Raw genomic sequence first — 22,801 nt, 5'->3', positions numbered from 1 at the left:
ACAAAAACCCCGCCATTTGCGGCGGGGTCCAGTCTGGGAGGAGTGGGCTATACAAGCCCGCCGTACAACCCTGGTCAGGCCGGAATGCGCTCGTCGGCCTCGTGCGGCTCGCGCAGCACATAGCCGCGGCCCCACACCGTTTCGATGAAGTTGCGGCCTTCGGAGGCGTTCGCCAGCTTCTTGCGCAGCTTGCAGATGAAGACGTCGATGATCTTCAGCTCCGGCTCGTCCATGCCGCCATAGAGGTGGTTGAGGAACATTTCCTTGGTGAGGGTGGTGCCCTTGCGGAGCGAGAGCAGCTCCAGCATCTGGTATTCCTTGCCCGTCAGGTGCACGCGCTGGCCGCCGACCTCGACCGTCTTGGTGTCGAGATTGACCACGAGATCGCCGGTCTGGATGACCGACTGGGCGTGACCCTTGGAACGGCGGACGATCGCGTGGATGCGGGCGACCAGTTCGTCCTTGTGGAAGGGCTTGGTCATGTAGTCGTCGGCGCCGACGCCGAGACCCTTGACCTTGTCCTCGATGCCGGCGAGGCCGGAGAGGATCAGAATGGGGGTCTTGATCTTGGAGACCCGCAGCTGCTTGAGCACGTCATAGCCGGACATGTCGGGCAGGTTCAGGTCGAGAAGGATAATGTCGTAGTCGTAGAGCTTTCCGAGGTCGACGCCCTCTTCGCCGAGGTCCGTCGTATAGACGTTAAAGCTCTCTGATTTGAGCATCAGCTCGATTGACTGCGCGACGGCGCTGTCATCTTCAATCAGCAAAACGCGCATGCCAGTCCCCTTTAGTCGCCGCTCCGGGCGTCAGGTCGGCCGCACACTGCGGCACACAAACGCCTTTGAACAACTGATTCGGATCCTGACAGTCATATGGTTAACAAAATCTGATTCTGTTTCGCAAGCTCTAACCGTGCAATTTTTGTCGAATCGCCCTAAGATATTGCGTCAGACCAGCTTTTCGTCACCCACCGCGTTCAAGTTCCACATTAAGAGTCCGCGCTAACGGACTCTTGCGACTCGCCCTTCCTTCTGGGTGGGCGAGCGCTCTCAGTCACCAAAGACAGTGACGTAATGATTAACGATGCGGGTAAACACGAAGTTAAGCGATCGAGGCAAAGACGCGGAAACTTAAGGGTTTCGCAATGAAGGTCTCAGCATGAGGGCCAAATCTTGAAGGCCAAGTCTTGAAAGCCAGGTCTTGAAAGCCAAATCGTGAAAGCACTGGCCGAGCAGATCAGCGACCTCGACGCCGTCAACATCTATGGCCGCGTCGTGGGCGTGCGCGGGCTGATGGTGGAGATCGCAGGTCCCATCCACGCCATGTCGGTGGGGGCGCGCATCGTGATCGAGACCGGCGGGAACCGGTTCATCCCGGCCGAGGTGATCGGCTTCTCCGGCGACAATGCGGTGGTGATGCCATTCGCAGGGTTGGAGGGCGTGCGGCGCGGCTGCCGCGCCGTGATTGCCAACGCGGCTGGACAGGTGCGGCCGTCGGCGGCCTGGCTCGGCCGCGTGGTCAACGCAATGGGCGAGCCGATCGACGGCAAGGGGCCGATGGTACAGGGCGCTTCGCCCATGCCATACCGGAATTTGCCGCCGCCGGCGCATTCCCGCCAGCGCGTCGGTCCGCCGCTCGATCTCGGCGTGCGCGGGCTCAATACCTTCCTCACCTGCTGCCGAGGCCAGCGCATGGGCATTTTTGCCGGCTCCGGCGTCGGCAAATCCGTGCTGCTGTCGATGCTGGCGCGCAATGTCGACGCGGACGTCTCCGTGATCGGCCTGATCGGCGAACGCGGCCGCGAGGTGCAGGAATTCCTGCAGGACGACCTCGGCGAGGAAGGCCTCGCGCGCTCCGTCGTGGTGGTCGCGACTTCGGATGAGCCGGCGCTGATGCGCCGCCAGGCCGCGTATCTGACGCTCGCCATCGCCGAATATTTCCGCGACGAAGACCGCGACGTGCTGTGCCTGATGGACTCGGTAACGCGCTTTGCCATGGCACAGCGCGAGATCGGCCTCTCCGCCGGCGAGCCGCCCACCGCCAAGGGCTATACGCCGACCGTGTTCACGGAATTGCCGAAGCTCCTGGAGCGAGCCGGTCCCGGCATGGGACAGGGCACCATCACCGGCATCTTCACGGTGCTGGTCGACGGCGACGACCATAACGAACCCATTGCCGATGCCGTACGCGGTATCCTGGACGGCCATATCGTGATGCAGCGCTCGATCGCCGAGCGCGGGCGCTATCCGGCGATCAATATCCTCAAGTCGGTGTCCCGCACCATGCCGAAATCGGCCGATCCGGCCTTCCTGCCCATCATCACCCGGGCCCGTCAGGTCATGGCGACCTATGCGGACATGGAAGAGCTGATCCGGCTCGGTGCCTACCGGGCCGGTTCCAGTGCCGAGGTGGACGAGGCTATCCGCCTGCACGAGCCGCTGGAGGCCTTCCTGCGCCAGGCCAAGGACGAAAAATCCTCGCTGGCGGAGGGTTACGCCGGGCTGGAGCAAATCCTCGGGCGGTTGGAAACGGAACGCTAACTTTGTCAGGCCATCATCCCCAGCACTGTTTAGCTGAAGCCGGCGGGGCCCCGAGGGGGAGCCGGCCTTGTCCCGTGTGCAGATGGGGACTTCTGGGGAGTATGAGTCGATGAAGTCACGAGAAACGCTGATCCGCCTGAAGAAATTTCAGGTCGATGAAAAGCGCCGCAGGGTCGCCCAGATCGAGGGAATGATCGCCGAATTCCAGCGGATGTCGGTCGAGCTGGAGCGCGAAATCCAGACGGAGCAGGACCGTGCCGGGATCAACGATCCCTCGCACTTCGCCTACCCGACCTATGCCAAGGCGGCGATCCAGCGCCGGGAGAACCTGGCCCGCTCCGCCGACGAACTGCGTGTCCAGCTCGAAGACGCCAAGGCCCTGCTGGGCGAAGCTTTCGAAGAACTGAAGAAGGTCGAACTGCTCGACGAGCGCGACCAGGCCCGCGAGCGCGCCGAAGAGAGCGCCCGCGAACAGGCCGACATGGACTCGATCGGCCTGATGCGCGCCCGTCTCGGCGCCATTGCCTGACGCGCCAGACATCAATAGGACAGAAGTCGAAAAACCCGGGCCTTAAGGCCCGGGTTTTTCATTGATAAGCTCCATGAACCAGCGGCTTGGTGGCTCGTATAGGGCAGGGTATGCTACCGGGCAGCGGCGCTCCCGGTCCGACGGCGAGGGGGATCGCGATTGGGGGAGTGTGAATGCTGACGCCGGCAGAGCTGGTCTGGCTGATTGCCGCGGTTGCGAAGGGGGATGAGGCCGCTTTCGAGCGCCTTTACGCCGCCACGCGCGCGAAACTCTTCGGCGTCGTGCTCCGTATCTTGCGCCGACAGGATCTCGCCGAGGAGGTCATCCAGGAAGCCTACATCAAGATCTGGCACAGCGCCGGCCAGTTCAATCCCGCGCTGTCGTCGCCGATCACCTGGATGGCTTCGATCGCCCGCAACCGCGCCATTGACGTCGTGCGCAAGCGGAGCGAGTCCTCCATCGAGGAGGAGCCCTCGGCCATGGAAGTGGCGGCCGACTCTCCCGATCCGCTGGCGCGGCGGGAGATGACGGAAGAATTGAAGCGGCTCTTGGAATGCGTCGGCCGTCTCGAACCCGATCGCCAGAAACTCGTGCTGCTGGCCTACTACAACGGCTGGAGCCGCGAGCAGCTGGCTGCGAAATTCGAGACGCCGGTGAATACGGTGAAGACGTGGCTTCGCCGCAGCATGATGGATATCCGGGAGTGTCTCGGACTTTAGGATTGGATCTTTGGGGCTTGGACGTTGGACTGTGATTGATGGCCTATAGCGAAGACCATATCGCGCTCGCCGCGGAATATGCGCTCGGTACTCTCGATGCCGACGAGCGCACGCAGGTCGAGACCATGATGGCGGTCGACAAGGAATTCGCCGCCATCGTGCAGGCATGGGAATTTCGCCTCGGCGTGCTGAACCAGATGGTCGGCTCGGTCGAGCCTCGGCCCTTGGTCTGGGACAACATCCGCCGCGCCATCGGTCATGGCGGCGAGCAGGCACCGCTGGTGCTGCCCGAAGCGCCGCCGCTTCCGCCCGAAGCACCCTTTGTGCCCGAGGCCAACGACAATGCGGCCGCAACACCCTTGCCGCCCGCGCCCGAGAGCTCGAACGTCGTTCAGCTCAACAGCCGGATCCGCCGCTGGCGCAGCGTCGCGAGCGTCGCTTCCGCGATCGCTGCGGCGCTGTTGGTGATGGTGGGCTTGCAGGTCTATCAGCCGGACGCCTTGCCGGACAGCATTCGTCCGAAGCCGCGCACGCAGGTGGTGGAGGTGAAGACGCCGCCGCCGCCGGCCGCCGCGCAATATGTCGCGCTGCTGCAGAGCGGTGCGGGCGCGCCGGCCTTCATCCTCACGGTCGATGCCACGACCAGGAATTTCACGGTGCGCAAGGTCGGCGCCCAGCCGGAAGCGGGCAAGAGCTACGAGCTCTGGATCGTGTCCGACAAGCTGCAGCGGCCGCGCTCGCTCGGCGTCATCGGCAACAACGACTTCACCGCGCGTCCGGTGCTGTCGGGCTATGACTCGGAGATCGTCAACCAGGCCACCTACGCGGTGAGCGTCGAGCCGCAGGGCGGATCGCCCAGCGGCGCGCCGACGGGACCGGTGGTGTTCTCGGGCAAGCTGATCGAGACGGTGCCGCCCGCCGCGCCTGCGCGCTAGGGCCGCAACTTTCCCATCCCCAAAAATGGAAAACGCCCGTGGGGAGCGGGCGTTTTCCGGTCGTCAACTTGGGGGTAGTTGGGGTCTTCTAACATCCACGCAGCGACTTTGGGGGGCTGGTAAAGAGCTACGTGAATTCCGTGAATTCCTTTGCTAGCGGACGACTGATGCTCCCGAGCTGGTGATGGCGACCGGCTTGCCGGCCTTCATGACGCGCGCGGTCTGCACATTGTCGTCCGACGTGGTGACTCGTGTGGAGATGCCGAAGCCGGCAACCAGGATACCCGCCACAAGGGCCACGACCACGATCTTGAGGTGGGTCGTGCGATCTGCGCTGTAGATCGAGTGGTTCATGGAAGTCTCCTGCCGCCTTCCCTTCTCTGTCTGGATTGGTGTGCTCCGTTCAGAGATCGGTTCAACGTCTCGCCTCCCGGAAACGTAGGAAACCCGCCTCCCGTTCCACAGGGGCGATCACAAGGCAGTGATAAGACTTGAAAATTCGCGACTGGAACTGCCTGCCTGGTATGCCGATGTCGGAAATTCCATAGCCAGCGCATTGACTTAAGCAAACGTCGACGCTCATCCGGCAATCAGCGGGGCAGATCCTGCATTACCCGGAAACCAGTTGCATGTGGCGAAATGGCCGCGCCGCCCTTGCCGGTGATTTGCTCCCGGCCAAGACCGGCGGCGGCCAGTTCAGATCAGACTTTCGGCCGACGTCCAGCGATGGCCGGGCTGGCCATGGAGAAAGCCGTTCGCGAACGGTGCCCCGAGTTGCAGCGCCTCGAGCCGGGCGAGCGCTTCGGGAGGCGCGATCTCCTCGTCGAGGAGGTCGCGGAAGGCCGATGCGACCTGCACCATGTCGCAGCTGTGCGGCGAGAGGCGGTAGCGCGCGACGCCGGCCGCCTTCAGCGCCGGGACTTCCTGGACCAGGTTCGCATATTCATAGCTCAGGGTCTGGATGCCGTTGACGACCAGGAACGGCTTGCCGTCCAGCGTGGTCAGCGTCAGCCCGTCCGCGTCCCTGTCGCAGATGAAGCGGCAGGTGTCCTTGGTCCGGCCATGCGCGCGGGCGTGATAGCAACGGGCCGAGAGCGCCAGCGATTGCCGGCCGAACACCTGCAGCTCGATCGTCACGCCCTCGGCGGCAGCCGCGGCGCACAGCACGCCGACGGAGGCAAACGGCAGCTCGGCCGGCAGGCAGATGTTGCGCGCCCCCTTGGCGGCGAGGAAGCGCAGGGTTTCCTCGTTGTAGACGTTCATCAGCGGACCGATGTGATGCTGCCGCCCGCGCAAGTGATAAGCCGCCGAGCTGTCGTTGGCCTCCACCAGCTCGCTGACGCGCTGACAGACCTCACCGACCAGGCGACGGTCGATCTGCGACGCCGTCTCGCCGAGCGTCGAATGCACGACCGTCTTGCCTGCGCTGCGCAGCCGCTCGGCCACCGCCTCATAGTGCTCGTCGAACAGCGGTGCGCGCTTGGAGCAGATGGTCTCGCCGAGATACACCGCGGCCACCGGCGCCTCGTCGGCGATCCGGAAATAGAAATCGCGCCATCGATCCGGCGCCCAGTTGAACAGATTGGGGCCGAGCGTCAGCTCGGTGCGCGCATCGTTCATGGCCGTGCTATCTCCAGCTCTTGCTGCGGAACGCGCCCTGCGTCTCCTTGTGGCCTTCGGTCAGCGCGATCAAATTGGCGAGCGAGGCCTGCTTGCCGGCCATGATCTCGTCGACGGCGCGGCGGAACGCACCGACCACTTGCTTGACGTAGGCGCGGCTGCGCTGGCGGCCTTCGATCTTCAGCGCGGTGACGCCGGCGCGCATCAGCTCCGGCAGCAGCGCCGAGAGATTGAGCGAGCGCGGCTCCTCGAAGGCGTAATACGGCTCCGCCTGCGCGGCGCAGGAATAGCGGCCCTTGCAGATGGTCGGATAGCCGCCGCTCTGGCCGCAGGCGTAGCGGTCGATCACGAACGGGCCGAGCCGGCTGGTCAGCGCGCCGTCGGCTTCTTCCTCGAAGCGGACGTCGGCGGCCGGCGAGCAGACGCCGTCCATGTTGGTCGAGATACCCGTCACGTAATTGGTGAGGCTGCAGCGGCCCTCGGCCATCATGCCGATGTTGCCGAACACGAAGGCTTCGATCTCGCACGGAATCTGACGGTGGATGGCGGCAATCTCGGCGACGGTGAGGATGCGCGGCAGCACCACGCGCTTGATGCCGAACTCCTCGCAGTGGAAGCGTATCGCTTCCGGCGAGGAGGCGCCGGCCTGCACCGACAGATGCAGGCGCAGTTCCGGGAAATTTCGCGACGCCCAGGCCGCAACGCCCATGTCGGCGACGATGATGGCGTCCACCGCGGACGCGGCGGCAACCTCGATCGCATCCTGCCAGAGCCGGAACCGGCCGGCCGGCGGAAAGGTGTTGACGGCGAGCAGGACCTTGGCGCCGCGCGCGTGCGCATACGCCACCGACTTCTGCAATTCGTCCGGCGAAAAATTCAGCCCGGGAAAGTTGCGTGCGTTGGTTGCGTTCTGCAGGCCGCAATAGACGGCGTCGGCGCCGGCATCGACCGCGGTGCGCAGGCTCGCCGGCGTGCCGGCCGGGCAAACCAGTTCGGGACGCCGGAATGCGAGATCATCGTTCATGGCTACTCCTTCCGCCGAGGGACCGGAAATGCGAAACCGTCATCGCAGCGATCGGGGAAAGCGGGCCGAAGGAGCCGGTGACGGCTTGCACCAGCCCTCCGTCGATGTCGTCGAGCGCGTTGCGCAGCGCGACCACGGCTTCGGTGTCTCCGGTGACGCGCAGGTCGCGCGAAAAGAACAACGCGTCGCCATCGAGCGAGCCGTCGATCAGGCGGAACAGGTTGAGGAACGTGCCGGCGATGCGGGCGTGCGATGGCGGCGCCTCGGCGCGGCGGCAGGCGCTCAGTGCCGGCGCATCCGGCCGCGGTTTCAGGAGCAGCACGAACGGAAGATCGGTCGGATCGATGATGAAGGTTTTCTGCGCGTGGGGTCCGAGTCGAAGAAAGATTTCGGGCTGGCTGCGGGCGACCTGCGTGCCGATAAGACTGAGAATAGGTTGCAGGAGCGGAAGGGGAAAGTAGCGCAGGAGCGAGACGAGAGAGAGGCGATCGGCAGGCAAAGCGAGCATGCCGTTTCACTACAGACGCATTGCTTCGGCGGCAATGGCATCGCGCGTTGCGTTGAACGATTCTAGCCTGTCGCTGCGTGTGACATGCAACAGCAGTCAACAGGAGTCATTTGCGAATGCTTCCTAGACGCTTCCGACGGTCTTCAGCCGCGCCCGCGGATGGATTTCGGCTTGCGACAACACCGTCGTCTGCGAGCGGAAGCGCTCCACCAGCGAGCGGACGAAGGGGCGGATCGCGGCCGATGTCACCAGCACCGGCGCCTCGCCCTCGCGCGCGGCGTTCTCGAAGGCGATGCGCACCGCGGTCATGAACTCGGAGAGCTTCGAGGGCTGCATGGCGAGGCTGCGCTCTTCGCCCTGGCCGACGATGGATTCGGCAAACGCCTGCTCCCAGCGCGCCGACAGCGCGATCAGCGGCAAATAGCCGTTGTACGAGGTGTTCTGTGCGCAGATCTGCCGCGCCAGCCGCGCGCGGACATGCTCGACCATGGTAGCGGGATTGCGCGAGAAGGCGAGCGCGTCCGCAATGCCTTCGAGGATGGTGGAGAGATCGCGGATCGAGATGCGCTCGGCGAGCAACAATTGGAGGACGCGCTGGATGCCGGAGACCGTGACCTGGCTCGGCACGATGTCCTTGACCAGCTCGCCCTGCTCCTTGGGCAGGTCCTTCAGCAGCTTCTGCACCTCGCCATAGGAGAGCAGGTCGCTCATGTTGCTCTTGAGCAGTTCGGTGAGATGGGTGGAGAGCACCGTGGCGGCATCGACCACGGTGTAGCCCTTCAGCGACGCCTCTTCCTTCAGCGCGGCGTCGACCCAGGTCGCCGGCAATCCGAAAGTCGGCTCGGTGGTGTGGATACCCGGCACCTGGACCTGGTTGCCGGCGGGGTCCATCACCATGAACTGGTTCGGCCAGATCTTTCCGGTGCCGGCGTCCACTTCCTTGATCTTGATGATGTAGGTGTTGGCCTCGAGCTGGACGTTGTCGAGGATGCGCACCGCCGGCATGACGAAACCCATTTCGATGGCGAGCGAACGGCGCAGCGCCTTGATCTGCTCGGTCAGGCGGTCGGTGCCGTCGGGGCCGTTGACCAGCGGCAGCAGGGCGTAGCCGAGCTCGATCTTGAGATCGTCGATCTTCAACGCGGTGGAGATCGGCTCCTCGGCGGCCGCGGCTCCGGCCGCAGCGGCCAGCGCCGGTGCGGCAGCCTCGGCAGCTTCGGCGGCCCTCGCCGCGCGCTGGTTCTTGCGCGCCGTGAGCGCAAGTGCCGCGGCGCCGCCGCCGAGCGCCAGGAACGGGATCATCGGAATTCCCGGCAGCAGCGACAGCACGATCATGACGCCCGCGGACATGCCGAGCGCCTGCGGATAGCCGGAGAGCTGCTTCATCAGCGCCTTGTCGGCGGCACCGGTGACGCCGGCCTTGGAGACGAGGAGGCCCGCCGCGGTGGAGACGATCAGTGCCGGCACCTGCGTGACGAGACCGTCGCCGACGGTCAGGATCGTGTAGGTGCGGGCGGCGTCGGCAAAACCCATGCCCTGCTGCGCCACGCCGATGATGATGCCGCCGACGATGTTGATGAAGACGACGAGCAGGCCGGCCACCGCGTCGCCGCGCACGAATTTCGAGGCGCCGTCCATGGCGCCGAAGAAGCCGCTTTCGTCCTCCAGCGCCTTGCGGCGCTCCTTCGCCGTCTTCTCGTCGATCAGGCCGGCGCCGAGGTCGGCGTCGATCGCCATCTGCTTGCCGGGCATCGCGTCCAGGTGGAAGCGCGCGGCGACTTCGGCGATGCGGCCCGAGCCCTTGGTGATGACGACGAAGTTCACGATCACCAGGATCGCAAAGACGATGATGCCGATGACGAAATTGCCGCCCATCACGAAGTTGCCGAAGGCTTCGATGACGTGGCCGGCCGCTGCAGTGCCCTCGTGCCCATGCGACAGGATCAGCCGGGTCGAGGCCAGGTTGAGCGACAGCCGCAGCATGGTCGAGATCAAGAGGATGGTCGGGAAGGCGGAGAATTCCAGCGGCGTCTGGATGAAGAGCGAGGTCATCAGGATCAGGATCGACAGCGTGATCGAGATCGCCAGGAACAGGTCGAGCACGATCGAGGGCAGCGGCAGGATCAGCACCACCAGGATGGTGAGGATGCCCAGCGCCAGCGCGATGTCGCCGCGCCGCAGGATTGCGCCGATTTCGGTGAAGCTCGGGAAGTTGCCGCCCGCCGCCGTGCCCTGACCTGCCGTCACATCGACCATGGTTGCCGCGTCCCCCCGGGTATGCCGCTCACGGGCGCCAAACGTCTGCGCGGCGGCCGAAGGGCCGCCGTTTCGAAAGTGAGGCACCGCTGCTGCGTCCACGGGGGTTCCCTCCCGCAATCAACGCGTCCGACGACACTCGACTTCACCCGGCAATTTTTGCCCGGTGTATGGTTAGCAAAGGGTTAACGGGGCGCGATTTGGGGAGGGTATTGCCAGCGATCCGGCGGGGTGACGTGCCTGGGCCCCTACTTGATCGACCGGTCCTGATTGTTAGCCGGTTCCGCCCGACGCGAAGCGGAGAATATCTCCCAGCTCGCCATGAACATTGCCGCAAACAGCGGGCCTATGACGAAGCCGTTGAGGCCGAAGACCTTGATGCCGCCGAGCGTGGAAATCAGCACCACGTAATCCGGCAGCCTGGACTCCTTGCCGACCAGGAACGGGCGGAGCACGTTGTCCACCAGTCCGATGACGAGCACGCCGTACAGGATCAGTCCGATCCCCTGCCATATGGCGCCGGTAGCCAGAAAGTAGATCGCCGCCGGCACCCATACGAGGCCAGCGCCGATGGCCGGCAGCAGCGACAGGAACGCCATCAGCGCGGCCCACAGCAATGGCGCATGAATGCCGAGGAACCAGAATCCGATGCCTCCGAGCGCACCCTGCGCGATGGCGACCAGGATGCCGCCCTTGACGGTGGCGCGGACGACGTCGGCGAACCTCGCGAAGAGCGCGGCTTTCTGAACGCCGTCCAGCGGAATCGCCTCCCTGATCCGTTCGGCCAGCACGTCGCCATCACGCAACAGGAAGAACAGCAGGTAGAGCATGATGCCGAGGTTGATCATGAAGTCGAACGTATTCATGCCGAGGCTGAGCGCCTGCGGGGCGAGAAGCTGCCCGCCCTTCATCAGGCTCGAAGCGAGACTGTCGCGAAGGGCGGAAAAGCTGGTCAGGTTGAGCCGCTCGATCAGTCCCGTCGCCCACGCTGGCAGGGCGTCGGAGATCCGCTGCAGGTAGCTGCCGAAATCGTACTCGCCGGACTGGATCCTCAAGACCAGACCGGAGGCTTCCCGGACCAGCGAGGTCGCGATCACCGCCAGCGGCAGTAGTACCATCGCGATGATGATCAGCACGGTGACGGCGGCGGCAAGTCCTCGCCGGCCGCGCATCGGTATCAGCAGCCTCCGGTGAACCGGCGCAAAGATCAGCGCCACGACGGTCGCCCAGAGAACCGCGCCGTAGAACGGCTGCAGCACCCAGGCGAAGGCCAGGGTGACGGCCAGAAGCAGCAACAGGAGACCTTGACGTTCGATCCTTTGCACGGCCGCCTCGCTTTCTCGTCGATCATTCGGGGGCGTGGGTAGCACAGCTCGCGCCGCGCCGGTGGATGCGGACTGCCGAGGCCCGCTGCAACTGCATGCCCAATATCGCGGCATTGTGGCTTGACGTCAGGGCACTGTCCCCCGCAAGTTGCCCGCGCCGTGGCAATTTCTTCTCACTTCTCCCCAACCGCCGACCGGTTTGTTCCCGACTCGCGTCAGGCGTGGCTTCGGCTTGTCGTGGCCGTGCTGATCGCCGCCGTCGGTGCGGTCGGCATGTGGTCGGTCGTAGTGGTCATGCCGGTGGTGCAGGCCGAATTCGCGGCCACCCGCGGCGCGGTTTCGCTTGCCGCCACCGCGATCTTCTTCGGCTTTGGCCTCGGCGGCGTGATCATGGGCAAGATCACCGACCGCGTCGGCATCATCCCGGCAATGGCGATCAGCATTGCCCTCCTGTCGGCTTCCTATGTGCTGGCAGGCTTGTCGACGGCGCTGTGGCAATTCATCGCCATCTCCTTCCTGATGGGACTGGGTGCGTCGGCGACATTCGCGCCGCTGATGGCGGAAGCCTCGCACTGGTTCGAGCGCTATCGCGGCCTCGCCGTGACCATCGTCGCCTCGGGCAATTACATCGCGGGCACATTCTGGCCGCCGCTGGTCAACTGGGGCACGCAAGCGCACGGCTGGCGCGCCACCCATTTCGCCATCGCTGTTGTCTGCGGTGTCCTGATGACGATACTGCTCCTGGTGCTGCGCCAGATCATGGGCGGGGCCGCGGCGCACGATCATTCCAACGCGCCGGCACCGCGGGTCGACCTCAATCTCTCCACCAACACGCTGACGGTGCTGCTCTGCATCGCCAGCATCGCCTGCTGCGTGGCGATGTCGATGCCGCAGGTTCACATCGTCTCCTATTGCGGCGATCTCGGCTATGGCCCCGCGCGCGGCGCGGAAATGCTGTCGCTGATGATGGCGTTCGGCATCGTCAGCCGCATCGGCTCCGGATTCATCGCCGACAGGTTCGGCGGCATGGTCACGCTGATGATCGGATCGGTGGCGCAGGCGGTCGCGCTGTTCTTCTACCTGTTCTTCACCAGCCTGCCGTCGCTCTATCTGATCTCGGCGATGTTCGGCCTGTTCCAGGGCGGCATCGTGCCGAGCTATGCCATCATCGTGCGCGAGACGATGCCGGCCAACGAGGCCGCCACCCGCGTCGGCATCGTGATCTTTGCATCGGTGATCGGGATGTCCTTTGGCGGCTGGGTATCCGGCGTCATCTTCGATCTCACGGGTTCCTATGCGGCGGCCTTCGCCAACGGCTTCGCCTGGAACCTGCTCAACATCGTGATCGTGCTGATGCTGCTGATGCGGAAGCGGCAGCAACTCGTGCCAGCGTAGCCTAGGCTGCCTGACCCGCCTTCAATAACGAACACCCCGTGATCTTCAGGCTGCCGTCCGGCTGTTGCTCCAGCGTGTAGAGCGCTTCCCACGCCTCGCCCTTCTCGTCGACGATATGGACGCGCTGGGCGACATGGCCGTCGGATACCCTGGCCTCGCCGAACTCGAAACTCTGGTGGCGGTAGACCGGGGTATAGCCCTGCTGCACCATCTGCATGAAGATCTCGGCATGCGGGAAGACCTCGCGGATCGCCGGCGCGGCGTGGGAATAGGCAGCGGCCGCGTCGCCGCGGGCAAAGGCCTGCTCCTGCGCGCGGATCACGTTTTGCGCAGCGGTGGCGTCGGCGGCGCGGGCGGGCAGGGCGAGGGAAAGCAGAACGGCGGCAAGCAGGACGGCGGCGCGCATGAAAAATGCTCCCGATGTGTTTGCCCCGGCATATTGCCCTGCAAACTACATCGCCGCCGTCGCGCTGGCAAATTCCGTCTGATCTGCTGGCCGCACACGGCTAATGCATCAGGTCGAGGAACGGCGTGTCGTTGGCGCTGACATAGAAGATAACGACCTTGGTCAACTCGGTCGCGCTGCGGTTATGGCCGGTCATCGCCACCTTGGGCGGTTCGACCAGGGCCTCACCGGCCTTCACAACGATCGGCGCGCGGCCATCGAGCTCGAGCGTGAAGGCGCCTTCAAGGACATAGACGGTCACCGGAAAGCGATGGGTGTGATAGACGGTTTTGTCGCCCGGCTTGAAGGTCGCGGTCATCACCCGCACGGTCTGCTTTTCATCGCGCGGCAGTCCCTCGACGACCTGCTGCAGCACCAGATGGGGCTTTGCGATGTTCGGCGCGGCGGCATCGTGCGATTGCGCCATTGCGGGGAGTGCGGCAACGCAGGCGAAGAGTGCGGCGCCGCAGGCGAGATTGTTACGCATTGTTGTTCTCCGTCTTCTCGGTCACCGCGCTGGATTCGGCGCGAAAAAGCCTAAGTGCTCCGGCGATGTTGCGGGAGCCGCAGGATTGCCGCTCCCGGCCGCAGAAGTGCATAATGGCTCCATGTTCGACTGGAACGATTTGAAATACTTTCTCGCAGTCGCGCGGCATGGCAGCACCATTGCCGCGGGCAAGGCGCTCGGCACCAGCCAATCGACCGTGCACCGCCGCCTCGATGAACTCGAGCGCAAGATCGGCCAGGCGCTGGTGACGCGCCAGGCGAGCGGCTATCGCCTCACCGAATTCGGCACGACGCTGCTGCCCTTTGCCGAGCGCATCGAGTCGGCGATTGCGGATTTTTCGCGGCGCGCCACCGATGTCGAGCAGGACATGAAGGGTGTGATCCGCGTCACCTGTCCGGAGCCAATCATCGCACGCATGACGCAGGCGGGCTTGATCGACCGCTTCCATGAACGCCACCCGCATTTGCGCGTCGAGTTCATCACCAGCGACCGCTATCTCGACCTGTCGAACGGCGAGGTGGACATTGCCTTCCGCTCGGGCGATACCGACGACGAGCTGATCGGCCGCAAGATCGCCGACTCGGTCTGGGCGGTCTATGCAAGCAAGGCCTATGTCGAACGCCATGGCAGGCCGGAGCGCATCGAGGATCTGTCGCTCCATCTCCTCGTCGGTTTCGACGAGTCGCTCGCCAACCACCGCGCGGCAAAATGGTTGAAGGAGGTTGCGCCCGAGGCGAAGATGCCGGTGCGCAGCAACAGCGTGCTTGGACTGGTTGCCGCGGTGAAGTCCGGTAGCGGCCTCGGCCCGCTACCGACGGCGCTCGGCGATGCCGAGCCTGAGTTGATCCGCGTGATCGGCCCGATCCCGCAACTGGCGCGAAGCTGGCGGCTGCTGACGCATCCCGACATCCGCCGCGTGCCGCGCATCGCAGCGTTCTTCGACTACATCGTCGAGCAGCGCGAGGCGATGAAATCGATCCTGACAGGATAGCTGGCTACCGGATCGATCCGCCGAGATTGTCGATGTCGGGCGATGGGCGTGCCGGGAAGAGCCGCGCCGCGCGTCGTGTCCGATACGCCTGCGGTGTCATTGCGGTCGACGTCCGGAAAGCCCTGCGAAAGCTGCTGTCGTCTTCATAGCCGACCGCGCGTGCGACCGCCTTGATAGATTGCGTTGTCGTCTCAAGCAACAGCCGGGAGCGCTCTATCCGCCGGCGCAGGATGAACGCCTGCGGCGATGCGCCGGTCAGCTCCATGAACCGGCGGTGAAGCGTTCGCTCGCTGAGGCCCAGCTCCAGCGCCAGGCGTCGCACCGTCATCGGCCGCTTGCGAGCGCGGCGAACCAGCACATCCGCCCTGATCAACAGCGGATCGCGCCGCTGCAGATATCCGAGCGGCATGTATACGGCTTGCGTCCTCTCCGCCGTATCGACGACGGCATAGTCCGCACAGGTGCGCGCCGCATCCGGCCCGTCCACCATCTCGATCAACCGGAGCAGCAGATCGACCCACGACATCGGTCCGGCCGCACAGACGATCCGATCGTCACTGGTGACAACAGCGTCACCGGCGAGATCGACCGTCGGAAAGCTGTCCTTGAGATCCTCCTGCAGCCACCAGGTCGTCGTTGCCCGGCGGTTTTCGAGCAGGCCCGATTCGGCCAGCAGGAAGACACCGCTGCAGAATGCGCCGATCAGGCAACCGCGCGCGTGCTGACGCCGCAGCCAGGCCGCGGCAGGCGCGAACTGCCTTGCGGGCGATCTGGCGGGCTCGGCCCCCGAGAGGCGGCCGGGAACAATAATGGCGTCGTACGGTGAGGAGTTGCTCAAGCCTGCATCGACCGGGAAGCGGAGGCCCCTGCTGGTTCGCACCGGCTTTCCATCGAGCGACAGGGTATGAAGCTGGAATCTCGTCTCCTTGCCGAGACGTCGCATGACGAAATTGGCGAGCCCGAGCAGATCGGCCATGCCGATCACGGCTGATTCCATGCTCCCTTCCAACAATAGAACCGCGAGCTTCATCGGCGACCTCGTCGTTTGCGTTGGCGGATATTGCCTGTTCTTTGGCTTATCCGCCACTCGGAATCCAGACCTCGCTGCGCGATGTTCGATGGCGACACGGTGCGAGCGCATCGGTCAACCGCATTCCATGGAGAGGACCATGCCTTACGTATCGATTTCGACCGCCAGGGGAATTCTGGACGTCGAGCAGAAACAGCAACTGCTGCAACGGATCACCGACCTGATGGTCGAGATCGAGGGGCAGGGCAATCCGGAGTTTCGCAAGCTGGTCTGGGTCAAGATCGAGGAGGAGGATCCCAGCCACTGGTCGCTGGGCGGACTGACGGCGTCGCCCGAGCGTATCGCCCAGGTCTATGGAACGATCGGCGCCGACGGGCGGCGCGTGTCCCGGGTCAAGGCCTGATGCCTTCGGCGATCGATCATTGACGGAGGAGCAAATGGGCGGCGCGATCAGGGCCTTTGTCATCGACAGGGTCGACGGCAGGACCAGTAGCGGAATGAGGGAATTGTCGCAGGCCGAGTTGCCTGACGAACCGGTGCTCGTGCAAGTCGCCTACTCCACGCTGAACTTCAAGGACGGACTAGCGTTGACCGGCGCCGCGCCGATTGCGCTGAGGATGCCGATGGTCGGTGGCATCGATCTCGCGGGCACCGTCATCGAATCCCGCGCGCCGGAATGGCGGCCGGGCGACAAGGTCATCGTCAATGGCTGGGGGCTGTCACAGCAGCATTGGGGCGGTTACGCACAGCAGCAGCGTGTCCGCCCGGAATGGCTGGTACGCTTGCCCGGCGCGTTCTCGCTCAAGCAGGCGATGGCGATCGGCACAGCCGGCTACACCGCAATGCTGTGCGTGCTTGCGCTGGAGGGGATGGGCGTGAGGCCGGGCGGCGAGGAGGTGCTGGTGACGGGAGCGGCCGGCGGCGTGGGGTCGGTTGCGGTCGCCATCCTCGCCAGGCTCGGGCACACGGTGGTCGCCGCCACCGGCCGGCCGGATACAAGCGACTATCTTCGCGGGCTCGGTGCATCCGAGGTTATCGAGCGGTCGGCACTTGCCGCCCATGGACCGCCGGTTCAGGAAGAGCGCTGGGCCGGTGTCGTCGATGCCGTCGGCGGACACATCCTGGCCAATGCGCTGGCGCAAACCGTCTATGGCGGAGCGGTCGCCGCCTGCGGTCTGGCGGGGAGCCGGGATTTGCCCGGTTCGGTGCTGCCATTCGTGTTGCGCGGCGTATCGCTGCTCGGGATCGACTCGGTGATGGCGCCGCGCGCGGCGAGGGAGGAGGCTTGGCGACGGCTGTCCGTCGATCTCGACCCGGCGAGGCTCGACGAGATGACGGTCGTTGAACCGATGTCGAAACTGCCAGAGCTCGCACAAAAGATTCTTGCCGGCGAAATTCGCGGCCGCACGGTCATCGATGTCAATGAATAGGAAAGCCGACCGCGATGACGGTCGTCGCATGAGCGGGGATCTTTGCATGATCGTCGGCGCCGGGGAGGGGCTCGGCCGCTCGCTCGCCGCGACGTTCGCCCGCAACGGCTGCGACCTTGCGCTGATTTCGCGATCCGAAGCCGGTATGGACGCGACCCGCCGGGCCGTGCGCGCGGTGGCGCCCGGTGCCTGTGTCATTGCGGCCGTCGCCGATGCCGAAAGGCCGGATGAACTGGAGGCCGCCATTGCCCGCATCGAGGCCATGCGCGGCTCGATCGACATTCTGATCTACAACGTTCGCGCCATGACCCCGCTCTGCGCGCCGCTCGAAATGTCGTACAAACAGCTCGAGCGAAGTCTCAGACTGGAGGCCGTCGGGGCACTCGCGGCGGCCAAGGCGGTGTTGCCGGGCATGATCGTCCGCGGTCGCGGCACCCTGATATTTTCAAGTGCCACCGCCGCGTTTCGCGGTTCGGCGACGCATCCTCTTTACAGCATCGGCAAGTTCGCGTTGCGCGGCCTGGCCCAGAGCCTTGCGAGGGCCTATGCGTCCAGGGGAGTTCACGTTGCGCATGTTCGTATCGACTGCGCGCTCGACGTGCCAATGATGCGCGCGCTTGCGCTCGGGGATGCCAAATCCGGGCGCCTGGCAAGTCCGGACTCGATCGCCGAAGCCTATTGGTCCATCCATTGCCAGCCGGCCGCAGCGTGGAGCAACGAGGTGGAGCTGAGGCCCAGCGCCGAACCCTGGACGTTCTGAAGAAGGATGGACGCTGCGATCAGGCGCGCTCAATAGCGTGTTGACGCAAGATCGCCGGGGCGCCCCGCGGTCAGCGCGTGCCGGTCATTCGGTCGCGGCCGGTTGATCGCATCTGCAAAAGGGACTGTAATCGATCTGATCCAGGTCGAAGCCGCGGCCATAGAAATTCCGGAGCAGGGAATGACCAAGGAAGCCAAGACCCATTACGAGGTGATCGTCGTCGGCGCCGGTGTGGCGGGCATCTACCAGATCAAGCGTCTGGTCGATCTCGGCATCGACGCGACGGTGCTGGAATCCGCGCCTGATCTCGGCGGGACCTGGTACTGGAACCGCTATCCCGGCTGCCGTTTCGATTCCGAGAGCTACACCTACGGCTTTTCATTCTCGCGCGAGCTGCTCGATGAATGGCACTGGAAGGAGCGCTTCTCCAGCCAGCCGGAGAACCTGCGTTATCTCAATTTCGTCGCCGACAAGTTCGACTTGCGCAAGCACATGCAATTCAATTGCAAAGTGGAGGCGATGCAGTTCGACGAGACGCGCGATCTCTGGCGCGTGAAGACCGGCGACGGCCGCGAACTGACTGCGCGCTTCGTGGTGCTCGGCATCGGCCTGCTATCGGCGCCGACCATGCCGCGCATCGAGGGCGTGGACACCTTCAAGGGCCGCTCCTTCCACACCTTCTATTGGCCGCACGAGCCGGTGGACCTCGTGGGCAAGAAGGTCGCCATCATCGGCACCGGCGCCACCGCCATCCAGATCATCCCGGAGATTGCCGGCAAGGTCGCCGATCTCACGATCTTCCAGCGCCGGCCGAACTGGAGCGCGCCGCTCAACAACAGCCTGATCTCGAAGGAGGAGATGGCCGACATCCGCTCGCGCTATGACGAGATCTTCGCCGCCTGCCTGCTGACGCCGGGCGCATTCGTGCACGGGCCCGACAAGCGCGGCTTCTACGAGGTCTCGCGCGAAGAGCGGGTGAAGTTCTGGGACAAGCTCTACGACGAACCCGGCTTCGGCATCTGGCTCGCCAATTTCCGCGAAATCTTCACCGATGAGGTGGCCAATGCCGAATTCTCCGAATACATCGCGGATCGCATCCGCCGCCGGGTCAAGGACCCCAGAGTCGCCGAGAAGCTGATCCCGAAGGACCACGGGTTCGGCGTGCAGCGCGTGCCACTGGAGACGCATTACTTTGAGGCCTACAACCGCGACAACGTGCACCTCGTCGATCTCAAGGAGACGCCTATCGAGCGCATCACCGAGAAGGGACTACGCACCACCGGGCGCGACTACGAGTTCGACGTCATCATCTATGCAACGGGATTTGACGCCATTACCGGCGCGTATGACCGGATCGATATCAAGGGCATCGGCGGCGAGACGCTGTATCGGAAGTGGAAGGATGCCCCGCAGACCTTCCTCGGCATGCTCGTCCACGGCTTCCCGAATCTCCTGATGCCGACCGGGCCGCAGAGCGCGTCTGCCTCGACCAATTTCCCGCGCGGCATCGAGAACGGCGTGAACTGGTGCACGGACCTGATGCGATACGCGTGGGACCGCGGCTACACCCGCGCCGATGCGACGCGCGAAGCCGAGGAGCGCTGGACCGCGCATGTCGTCAAGATGTACGAGATGATGCTGATGCGAAAAGCCAAGTCGTGGTTTACCGGCTACAACTCCAACGTTGCCGGCCACGAGGAGGGCACCATCCGCTACTTCGTCTACAATGGCGGCACGCCGAAGTTCGTCGGCATCGTCAACGAGGTCGCGGCCAAGGGCTATCAGGAGATAGCGTTCTCCTCCGGCGCGCGAGCCGGGCAGGACGCGACGCGGTCGCGGGTAACGGCATAAGCCGTCACCGCCTGCAGTTCGGCGTGTCGGGCAGGCCTGCGAAGCGGTCGCGGCTCCACGCGACGAGATCGGTATCGAGCGCCGCGTGGCCGGCGACCAACGAAACATGGTCGCGGCCGGGATAGATGCGATAGTCGATCGGCTGTCCCGCCGCGCAACGCGCGGCGACGTAGCGAAATTGCAGGCGAGGCAACACGAGATCGTCGTCGGAGCCTTGTGCGATGAGCACGGGTGCTGGGATTGCCGTGGCCGGCGTGTTCTGCCGCAGCCGTTCGCCGAGCGGCCCCGAAGCGGGATCGCGCGCAAAGATGCCGGCGGAGGGAAGCAGTTTCGACTCGGCAACGGAAAACAGCGTGGACCGGCCGCCGACGCAACGCGAGGCAATATCGCCGACAAACGGCCGCGTCCTCGCCTGCACATAGGCGGAAATGCTGACATCCGGATAGGCGGCGGCGTAGGCCTCAATGAGATAGGACGACACGATCTTGCCGAACATCGTGCCCTGGCCCGACTTGAACAGCGCCGGCAGATCGCTCGCCGGGGCGAGCGCCGCAATGCCCACTATGTTCACATCCGGCGCATAATCGTCGGCGCGGACACCGGTCCACAGCGCGGAGTTGCCGCCCTGCGAATGGCCCCACACCACGGCGCGATTGTCGAGTGAAAGTCCCTCCAGCTTTCGGGCCGCGCGGATCGCGTCGAGCACCGCGCGGGCTGCATCTTCGCCGACGAGGTAGGCATGTCCGTCCGGCGTGCCGAGGCCGACATAGTCGGTCGCGACATAGATCCAGTTCTCGCCGATGAGGCGGTCGATTGCGGGAACATTGGCGAAGGGCGCCATCACCGACGGCGCACAACCCGGCGCGATGCCGGTGGTGCCATGCGCCCAGGCGATCACAGGGCGCGGCGCGGTGGAGGCCTGCGTGGATGCGACGACGACGGCGCTGGCGACGGCCGGTGAATTATTTGCGCGTGTCGTGGTATAGAGAATGCGCCAGCCCCGCGCGGCCGCCGGCAGATCTTTCGTGAAGCTCTCGCTGCGCAGCAGCGCGCCCGGTTCGCCCGGCCGTTGCGGAGATGCCTGGTAGAACGGGCCGGGATCGGCGGGGCGGGAAATCGCCCACGCGACGGCGATCAGCGCCATGCCGATGACCGCAACGATCGCCGACCACTGTGCGACGAAGCGTATGATCGCCATGCCTCGTTCCCCTGTTGGTGCGCAGACGCGCCACCCCTTGCAGGGAGCATGACGCACGGCCGCATCCTAGCCAATCCGGCGCTGCCGTGTCCCATCCGATCCGGAACGCTTGTCCTGTTCACTTCTTGCGAGGTCGTCGTCTTGCCGGCGCAGGTTCTTCCGGAAACCGGCCGCTATCCCGCCAATAGGAGTAGAATCCCTGCCAGAGCGCCCGCCAGGCGTGGTCGGCATCGAGACCGGGCCATCGTTCGGACAGGATCCGCAGAGCCTGATCGCCCGTCATGTCGCGGTCGCCGATTTCATCGGCGAGGCGCACGCCGCACGAGCCGATCGCATCGCAGATGGTCTCGACCTCGAGGAGTTCGCGGTCGGAGCAACCGGGGAAGCGCTCCTTCAGGCGCACAAGCACCGGCCTGTTTCGTTCCGGTCCCCAGGCCAGCACCACATCGAGGGCTCCGTTGAGATCGATGTCAGAAGGCATGATCGTATTCTCAACGTTCGAAATATCTCACCCGCGCGTCGTCCTCCGGGCGCGCCGGACGTACTTCGGCTGCATGCGGCTCCTTGATCCGGTCGATGCTGCGCCACGGACCGAATGCGTCGCTTCGTGGCTCCCGATCCTTCTCGAGGAGGTTCCACGGCCAGGGTGTCGGCGGCGTCACGGTCACATCGAACATGCGGACGGGCCCGCTCGGGATAGCGACCTCGATTGTCGAACCGGCGGGACCGGCCGTCTGCGCGATGCCGTGCAGGACGACTCGATCCCCCTCGATGCGCCGCCAGCTCTCCTTGCGCAGGCTGCCGCGATCGGCATTGTCGGCGAACCGCGCCGTCACGGCGACGGCTTCGTGATCTTCCGGCAGCGACGCGGTGGCAGGCAGCTCCAGCTCGAATTCGACGATGGCCCTGGCGAACTCGACCTGCGGGTCGCGCACCCGATAACGGATCTCGAACGGGTCGTTCGCGGGGACGGGTTGCGAGCGCTCTGCTCCTTCAGGGAAGATGAAATCGGCCTTTTGCCACGGACCCAGCGCATCGCTGTGCTCAGGCGTCGGCTTGGTCGCGAGCCGGAAGATTCGATCGGGTTCGCCTGAAATGCGAAGGACAAGCAGCCGGCTGGAAGCACGGCGTGGGATCTCCACGCCGCCGCGGCGCGCCAGCCGGCCGTCGGCAACCGGGGTGAGGTCGTCGAACCATGTGGCTGCAGTCGAACCTCCGGAATGCAGTTCGACGCTGGCCGCAGCGATCCGGTTCGGCGGGATGCCGGATGCAAATCGCATCTCGAAGAGGAGCTGCGGCTTTGCCCGGTTGGCGTGGGGATCGAGGGTGGCAAGCCGGATGAAAACGCCGCCGGCAGCAAGCGCGCCAATGGCGAAGACGATCAGGATCATCCGTCCCGCCATGGCGGAAAAGCCGCTGAACCCGCCATGAAACCGCAGTACCAGATACATGCCCAGCACGAGGCCGCAGATCGCCCCGATGGGGCCGGTCACGAACGCAACGAAGTAACCGGATGCGCCCTCGAAGCTCGACATCCGAAAGACCGTCGCCAGCAGCGAACCGACGGCAGCCCCGCCAAGATAGCCCAGCACCGCGCCGGCAACTCCAGCCAGCAATGCAAGCAGATAGGTCATGGATCGGCAGGCCCCCGGTTGCCGCTCATGCGAGAAACGTCGTATTGCGGCTGCACCGTTGGTCGCGTGCGCGCGGCTGGCGGTTCGAACCTTCGGTTCGCCA

23 protein-coding genes are annotated in these 22,801 nt (G+C 64.9%); 10 read left to right on the top strand and 13 right to left on the bottom strand.

Annotation, left to right across the window (positions count from 1 at the left end; translation table 11 throughout):
• Positions 1–74 precede the first annotated feature (74 nt).
• Positions 75–776, bottom strand: coding sequence for a response regulator transcription factor CtrA (gene ctrA, locus HZB49_RS21580; protein WP_016848562.1), 702 nt, complete (start codon positions 774–776; stop codon positions 75–77).
• Between the two features lie 438 nt (positions 777–1,214).
• Here ctrA and fliI point away from each other — a divergent pair, with 438 nt between their 5' ends.
• The 4 genes from fliI (at position 1,215) to HZB49_RS21560 (ending at position 4,723) form a co-directional block, all read left to right on the top strand.
• Positions 1,215–2,540 carry a flagellar protein export ATPase FliI gene (gene fliI / locus HZB49_RS21575; protein ID WP_291615040.1) on the top strand — a complete coding sequence of 442 codons (1,326 nt, stop codon included), beginning with the start codon at positions 1,215–1,217 and terminating at the stop codon, positions 2,538–2,540.
• A gap of 109 nt (positions 2,541–2,649) precedes the next feature.
• Complete coding sequence (gene fliJ / locus HZB49_RS21570; RefSeq protein WP_291615038.1) at positions 2,650–3,069, top strand: flagellar export protein FliJ; 420 nt, start codon at positions 2,650–2,652, stop codon at positions 3,067–3,069.
• A gap of 173 nt (positions 3,070–3,242) precedes the next feature.
• A complete protein-coding gene (locus HZB49_RS21565; protein WP_291615036.1) occupies positions 3,243–3,788 on the top strand; it encodes a sigma-70 family RNA polymerase sigma factor in 546 nt (181 codons plus the stop codon).
• A gap of 38 nt (positions 3,789–3,826) precedes the next feature.
• Positions 3,827–4,723 (top strand): anti-sigma factor, encoded by an 897-nt coding sequence (locus HZB49_RS21560; protein WP_291615034.1) that lies wholly within the window; start codon positions 3,827–3,829, stop codon positions 4,721–4,723.
• Between the two features lie 153 nt (positions 4,724–4,876).
• On the opposite strand, the gene HZB49_RS21555 is transcribed toward HZB49_RS21560, so the two are convergent.
• The 6 genes from HZB49_RS21555 to HZB49_RS21530 form a co-directional block, all read right to left on the bottom strand.
• Positions 4,877–5,077, bottom strand: coding sequence for a hypothetical protein (locus HZB49_RS21555; RefSeq protein WP_291615032.1), 201 nt, complete (start codon positions 5,075–5,077; stop codon positions 4,877–4,879).
• A 342-nt stretch (positions 5,078–5,419) separates the two neighbouring features.
• Positions 5,420–6,343: a U32 family peptidase gene (locus HZB49_RS21550; protein ID WP_291615030.1), complete on the bottom strand. Its 924-nt coding sequence runs from the start codon at positions 6,341–6,343 to the stop codon at positions 5,420–5,422.
• A 7-nt stretch (positions 6,344–6,350) separates the two neighbouring features.
• Positions 6,351–7,367, bottom strand: coding sequence for a peptidase U32 family protein (locus tag HZB49_RS21545; RefSeq protein WP_291615028.1), 1,017 nt, complete (start codon positions 7,365–7,367; stop codon positions 6,351–6,353).
• Positions 7,357–7,875 carry an SCP2 sterol-binding domain-containing protein gene (locus tag HZB49_RS21540; protein WP_291615026.1) on the bottom strand — a complete coding sequence of 173 codons (519 nt, stop codon included), beginning with the start codon at positions 7,873–7,875 and terminating at the stop codon, positions 7,357–7,359. The genes HZB49_RS21545 and HZB49_RS21540 overlap by 11 nt, the downstream gene beginning before the upstream one ends.
• 123 nt (positions 7,876–7,998) lie before the next feature.
• Positions 7,999–10,131: a flagellar biosynthesis protein FlhA gene (gene flhA, locus HZB49_RS21535; RefSeq protein ID WP_291615024.1), complete on the bottom strand. Its 2,133-nt coding sequence runs from the start codon at positions 10,129–10,131 to the stop codon at positions 7,999–8,001.
• A gap of 248 nt (positions 10,132–10,379) precedes the next feature.
• On the bottom strand, positions 10,380–11,456 hold the full coding sequence (locus tag HZB49_RS21530; RefSeq protein ID WP_291615022.1) for an AI-2E family transporter: 1,077 nt from the start codon (positions 11,454–11,456) through the stop codon (positions 10,380–10,382).
• A 165-nt stretch (positions 11,457–11,621) separates the two neighbouring features.
• Here HZB49_RS21530 and HZB49_RS21525 point away from each other — a divergent pair, with 165 nt between their 5' ends.
• Positions 11,622–12,851, top strand: a complete 1,230-nt coding sequence (locus HZB49_RS21525; RefSeq protein WP_291615072.1) for an MFS transporter — start codon at positions 11,622–11,624, stop codon at positions 12,849–12,851.
• Between the two features lies 1 nt (position 12,852).
• On the opposite strand, the gene HZB49_RS21520 is transcribed toward HZB49_RS21525, so the two are convergent.
• Positions 12,853–13,257 (bottom strand): DUF4864 domain-containing protein, encoded by a 405-nt coding sequence (locus HZB49_RS21520; RefSeq protein WP_291615020.1) that lies wholly within the window; start codon positions 13,255–13,257, stop codon positions 12,853–12,855.
• A gap of 100 nt (positions 13,258–13,357) precedes the next feature.
• Positions 13,358–13,783 (bottom strand): cupin domain-containing protein, encoded by a 426-nt coding sequence (locus HZB49_RS21515; protein ID WP_291615018.1) that lies wholly within the window; start codon positions 13,781–13,783, stop codon positions 13,358–13,360.
• A gap of 121 nt (positions 13,784–13,904) precedes the next feature.
• Between HZB49_RS21515 and HZB49_RS21510 the strand changes: the two genes are divergently transcribed.
• Positions 13,905–14,795 (top strand): LysR family transcriptional regulator, encoded by an 891-nt coding sequence (locus tag HZB49_RS21510; protein ID WP_291615016.1) that lies wholly within the window; start codon positions 13,905–13,907, stop codon positions 14,793–14,795.
• A gap of 4 nt (positions 14,796–14,799) precedes the next feature.
• Here HZB49_RS21510 and HZB49_RS21505 read toward each other — a convergent pair whose 3' ends face one another.
• Entirely contained in the window at positions 14,800–15,825 is a 1,026-nt protein-coding gene (locus HZB49_RS21505; protein WP_291615014.1) for a helix-turn-helix domain-containing protein, read from the bottom strand.
• A 139-nt stretch (positions 15,826–15,964) separates the two neighbouring features.
• On the opposite strand from HZB49_RS21505, the gene HZB49_RS21500 reads away from it, so the two are divergent.
• The 4 genes from HZB49_RS21500 (at position 15,965) to HZB49_RS21485 (ending at position 19,866) form a co-directional block, all read left to right on the top strand.
• Positions 15,965–16,228: a tautomerase family protein gene (locus tag HZB49_RS21500; RefSeq protein ID WP_291615012.1), complete on the top strand. Its 264-nt coding sequence runs from the start codon at positions 15,965–15,967 to the stop codon at positions 16,226–16,228.
• Positions 16,229–16,262: 34 nt separating this feature from the next.
• Complete coding sequence (locus tag HZB49_RS21495) at positions 16,263–17,255, top strand: MDR family oxidoreductase (RefSeq protein WP_291615011.1); 993 nt, start codon at positions 16,263–16,265, stop codon at positions 17,253–17,255.
• A 46-nt stretch (positions 17,256–17,301) separates the two neighbouring features.
• Positions 17,302–18,015 carry an SDR family NAD(P)-dependent oxidoreductase gene (locus HZB49_RS21490; protein WP_291615009.1) on the top strand — a complete coding sequence of 238 codons (714 nt, stop codon included), beginning with the start codon at positions 17,302–17,304 and terminating at the stop codon, positions 18,013–18,015.
• 180 nt (positions 18,016–18,195) lie between these two features.
• Entirely contained in the window at positions 18,196–19,866 is a 1,671-nt protein-coding gene (locus tag HZB49_RS21485) for an NAD(P)/FAD-dependent oxidoreductase (RefSeq protein WP_291615007.1), read from the top strand.
• A gap of 4 nt (positions 19,867–19,870) precedes the next feature.
• Here the strand turns inward: HZB49_RS21485 and HZB49_RS21480 are convergent, their stop codons facing one another.
• From HZB49_RS21480 to HZB49_RS21470, 3 genes are all read right to left on the bottom strand, one after another.
• Positions 19,871–21,064 (bottom strand): lipase family protein, encoded by a 1,194-nt coding sequence (locus HZB49_RS21480; protein ID WP_291615005.1) that lies wholly within the window; start codon positions 21,062–21,064, stop codon positions 19,871–19,873.
• 118 nt (positions 21,065–21,182) lie between these two features.
• A complete protein-coding gene (locus HZB49_RS21475) occupies positions 21,183–21,545 on the bottom strand; it encodes a hypothetical protein (RefSeq protein WP_291615003.1) in 363 nt (120 codons plus the stop codon).
• 10 nt (positions 21,546–21,555) lie between these two features.
• Entirely contained in the window at positions 21,556–22,698 is a 1,143-nt protein-coding gene (locus HZB49_RS21470) for a hypothetical protein (protein WP_291615002.1), read from the bottom strand.
• Positions 22,699–22,801: the final 103 nt, after the last annotated feature.

This window comes from Bradyrhizobium sp. (genome assembly GCF_016219575.1).
In the GTDB taxonomy this organism is placed as follows: domain Bacteria; phylum Pseudomonadota; class Alphaproteobacteria; order Rhizobiales; family Xanthobacteraceae; genus Bradyrhizobium.
Note: the sequence above shows the minus strand (reverse complement) of the source record. Positions and strands in the feature narration are given on the sequence as shown.

Excerpts from the sequence above, each read along its gene's own strand:
- ctrA (WP_016848562.1), bottom strand. The coding sequence starts at position 776 with ATGCGCGTTTTGCTGATTGAAGATGACAGCGCCGTCGCGCAGTCAATC.
- fliJ (WP_291615038.1), top strand. The coding sequence starts at position 2,650 with ATGAAGTCACGAGAAACGCTGATCCGCCTGAAGAAATTTCAGGTCGAT.
- HZB49_RS21565 (WP_291615036.1), top strand. The coding sequence starts at position 3,243 with ATGCTGACGCCGGCAGAGCTGGTCTGGCTGATTGCCGCGGTTGCGAAG.
- HZB49_RS21560 (WP_291615034.1), top strand. The coding sequence starts at position 3,827 with ATGGCCTATAGCGAAGACCATATCGCGCTCGCCGCGGAATATGCGCTC.
- HZB49_RS21555 (WP_291615032.1), bottom strand. The coding sequence starts at position 5,077 with ATGAACCACTCGATCTACAGCGCAGATCGCACGACCCACCTCAAGATC.
- HZB49_RS21550 (WP_291615030.1), bottom strand. The coding sequence starts at position 6,343 with ATGAACGATGCGCGCACCGAGCTGACGCTCGGCCCCAATCTGTTCAAC.
- HZB49_RS21545 (WP_291615028.1), bottom strand. The coding sequence starts at position 7,367 with ATGAACGATGATCTCGCATTCCGGCGTCCCGAACTGGTTTGCCCGGCC.
- HZB49_RS21540 (WP_291615026.1), bottom strand. The coding sequence starts at position 7,875 with ATGCTCGCTTTGCCTGCCGATCGCCTCTCTCTCGTCTCGCTCCTGCGC.
- flhA (WP_291615024.1), bottom strand. The coding sequence starts at position 10,131 with ATGGTCGATGTGACGGCAGGTCAGGGCACGGCGGCGGGCGGCAACTTC.
- HZB49_RS21520 (WP_291615020.1), bottom strand. The coding sequence starts at position 13,257 with ATGCGCGCCGCCGTCCTGCTTGCCGCCGTTCTGCTTTCCCTCGCCCTG.
- HZB49_RS21515 (WP_291615018.1), bottom strand. The coding sequence starts at position 13,783 with ATGCGTAACAATCTCGCCTGCGGCGCCGCACTCTTCGCCTGCGTTGCC.
- HZB49_RS21510 (WP_291615016.1), top strand. The coding sequence starts at position 13,905 with ATGTTCGACTGGAACGATTTGAAATACTTTCTCGCAGTCGCGCGGCAT.
- HZB49_RS21505 (WP_291615014.1), bottom strand. The coding sequence starts at position 15,825 with ATGAAGCTCGCGGTTCTATTGTTGGAAGGGAGCATGGAATCAGCCGTG.
- HZB49_RS21500 (WP_291615012.1), top strand. The coding sequence starts at position 15,965 with ATGCCTTACGTATCGATTTCGACCGCCAGGGGAATTCTGGACGTCGAG.
- HZB49_RS21495 (WP_291615011.1), top strand. The coding sequence starts at position 16,263 with ATGGGCGGCGCGATCAGGGCCTTTGTCATCGACAGGGTCGACGGCAGG.
- HZB49_RS21490 (WP_291615009.1), top strand. The coding sequence starts at position 17,302 with ATGATCGTCGGCGCCGGGGAGGGGCTCGGCCGCTCGCTCGCCGCGACG.
- HZB49_RS21485 (WP_291615007.1), top strand. The coding sequence starts at position 18,196 with ATGACCAAGGAAGCCAAGACCCATTACGAGGTGATCGTCGTCGGCGCC.
- HZB49_RS21480 (WP_291615005.1), bottom strand. The coding sequence starts at position 21,064 with ATGGCGATCATACGCTTCGTCGCACAGTGGTCGGCGATCGTTGCGGTC.
- HZB49_RS21475 (WP_291615003.1), bottom strand. The coding sequence starts at position 21,545 with ATGCCTTCTGACATCGATCTCAACGGAGCCCTCGATGTGGTGCTGGCC.
- HZB49_RS21470 (WP_291615002.1), bottom strand. The coding sequence starts at position 22,698 with ATGACCTATCTGCTTGCATTGCTGGCTGGAGTTGCCGGCGCGGTGCTG.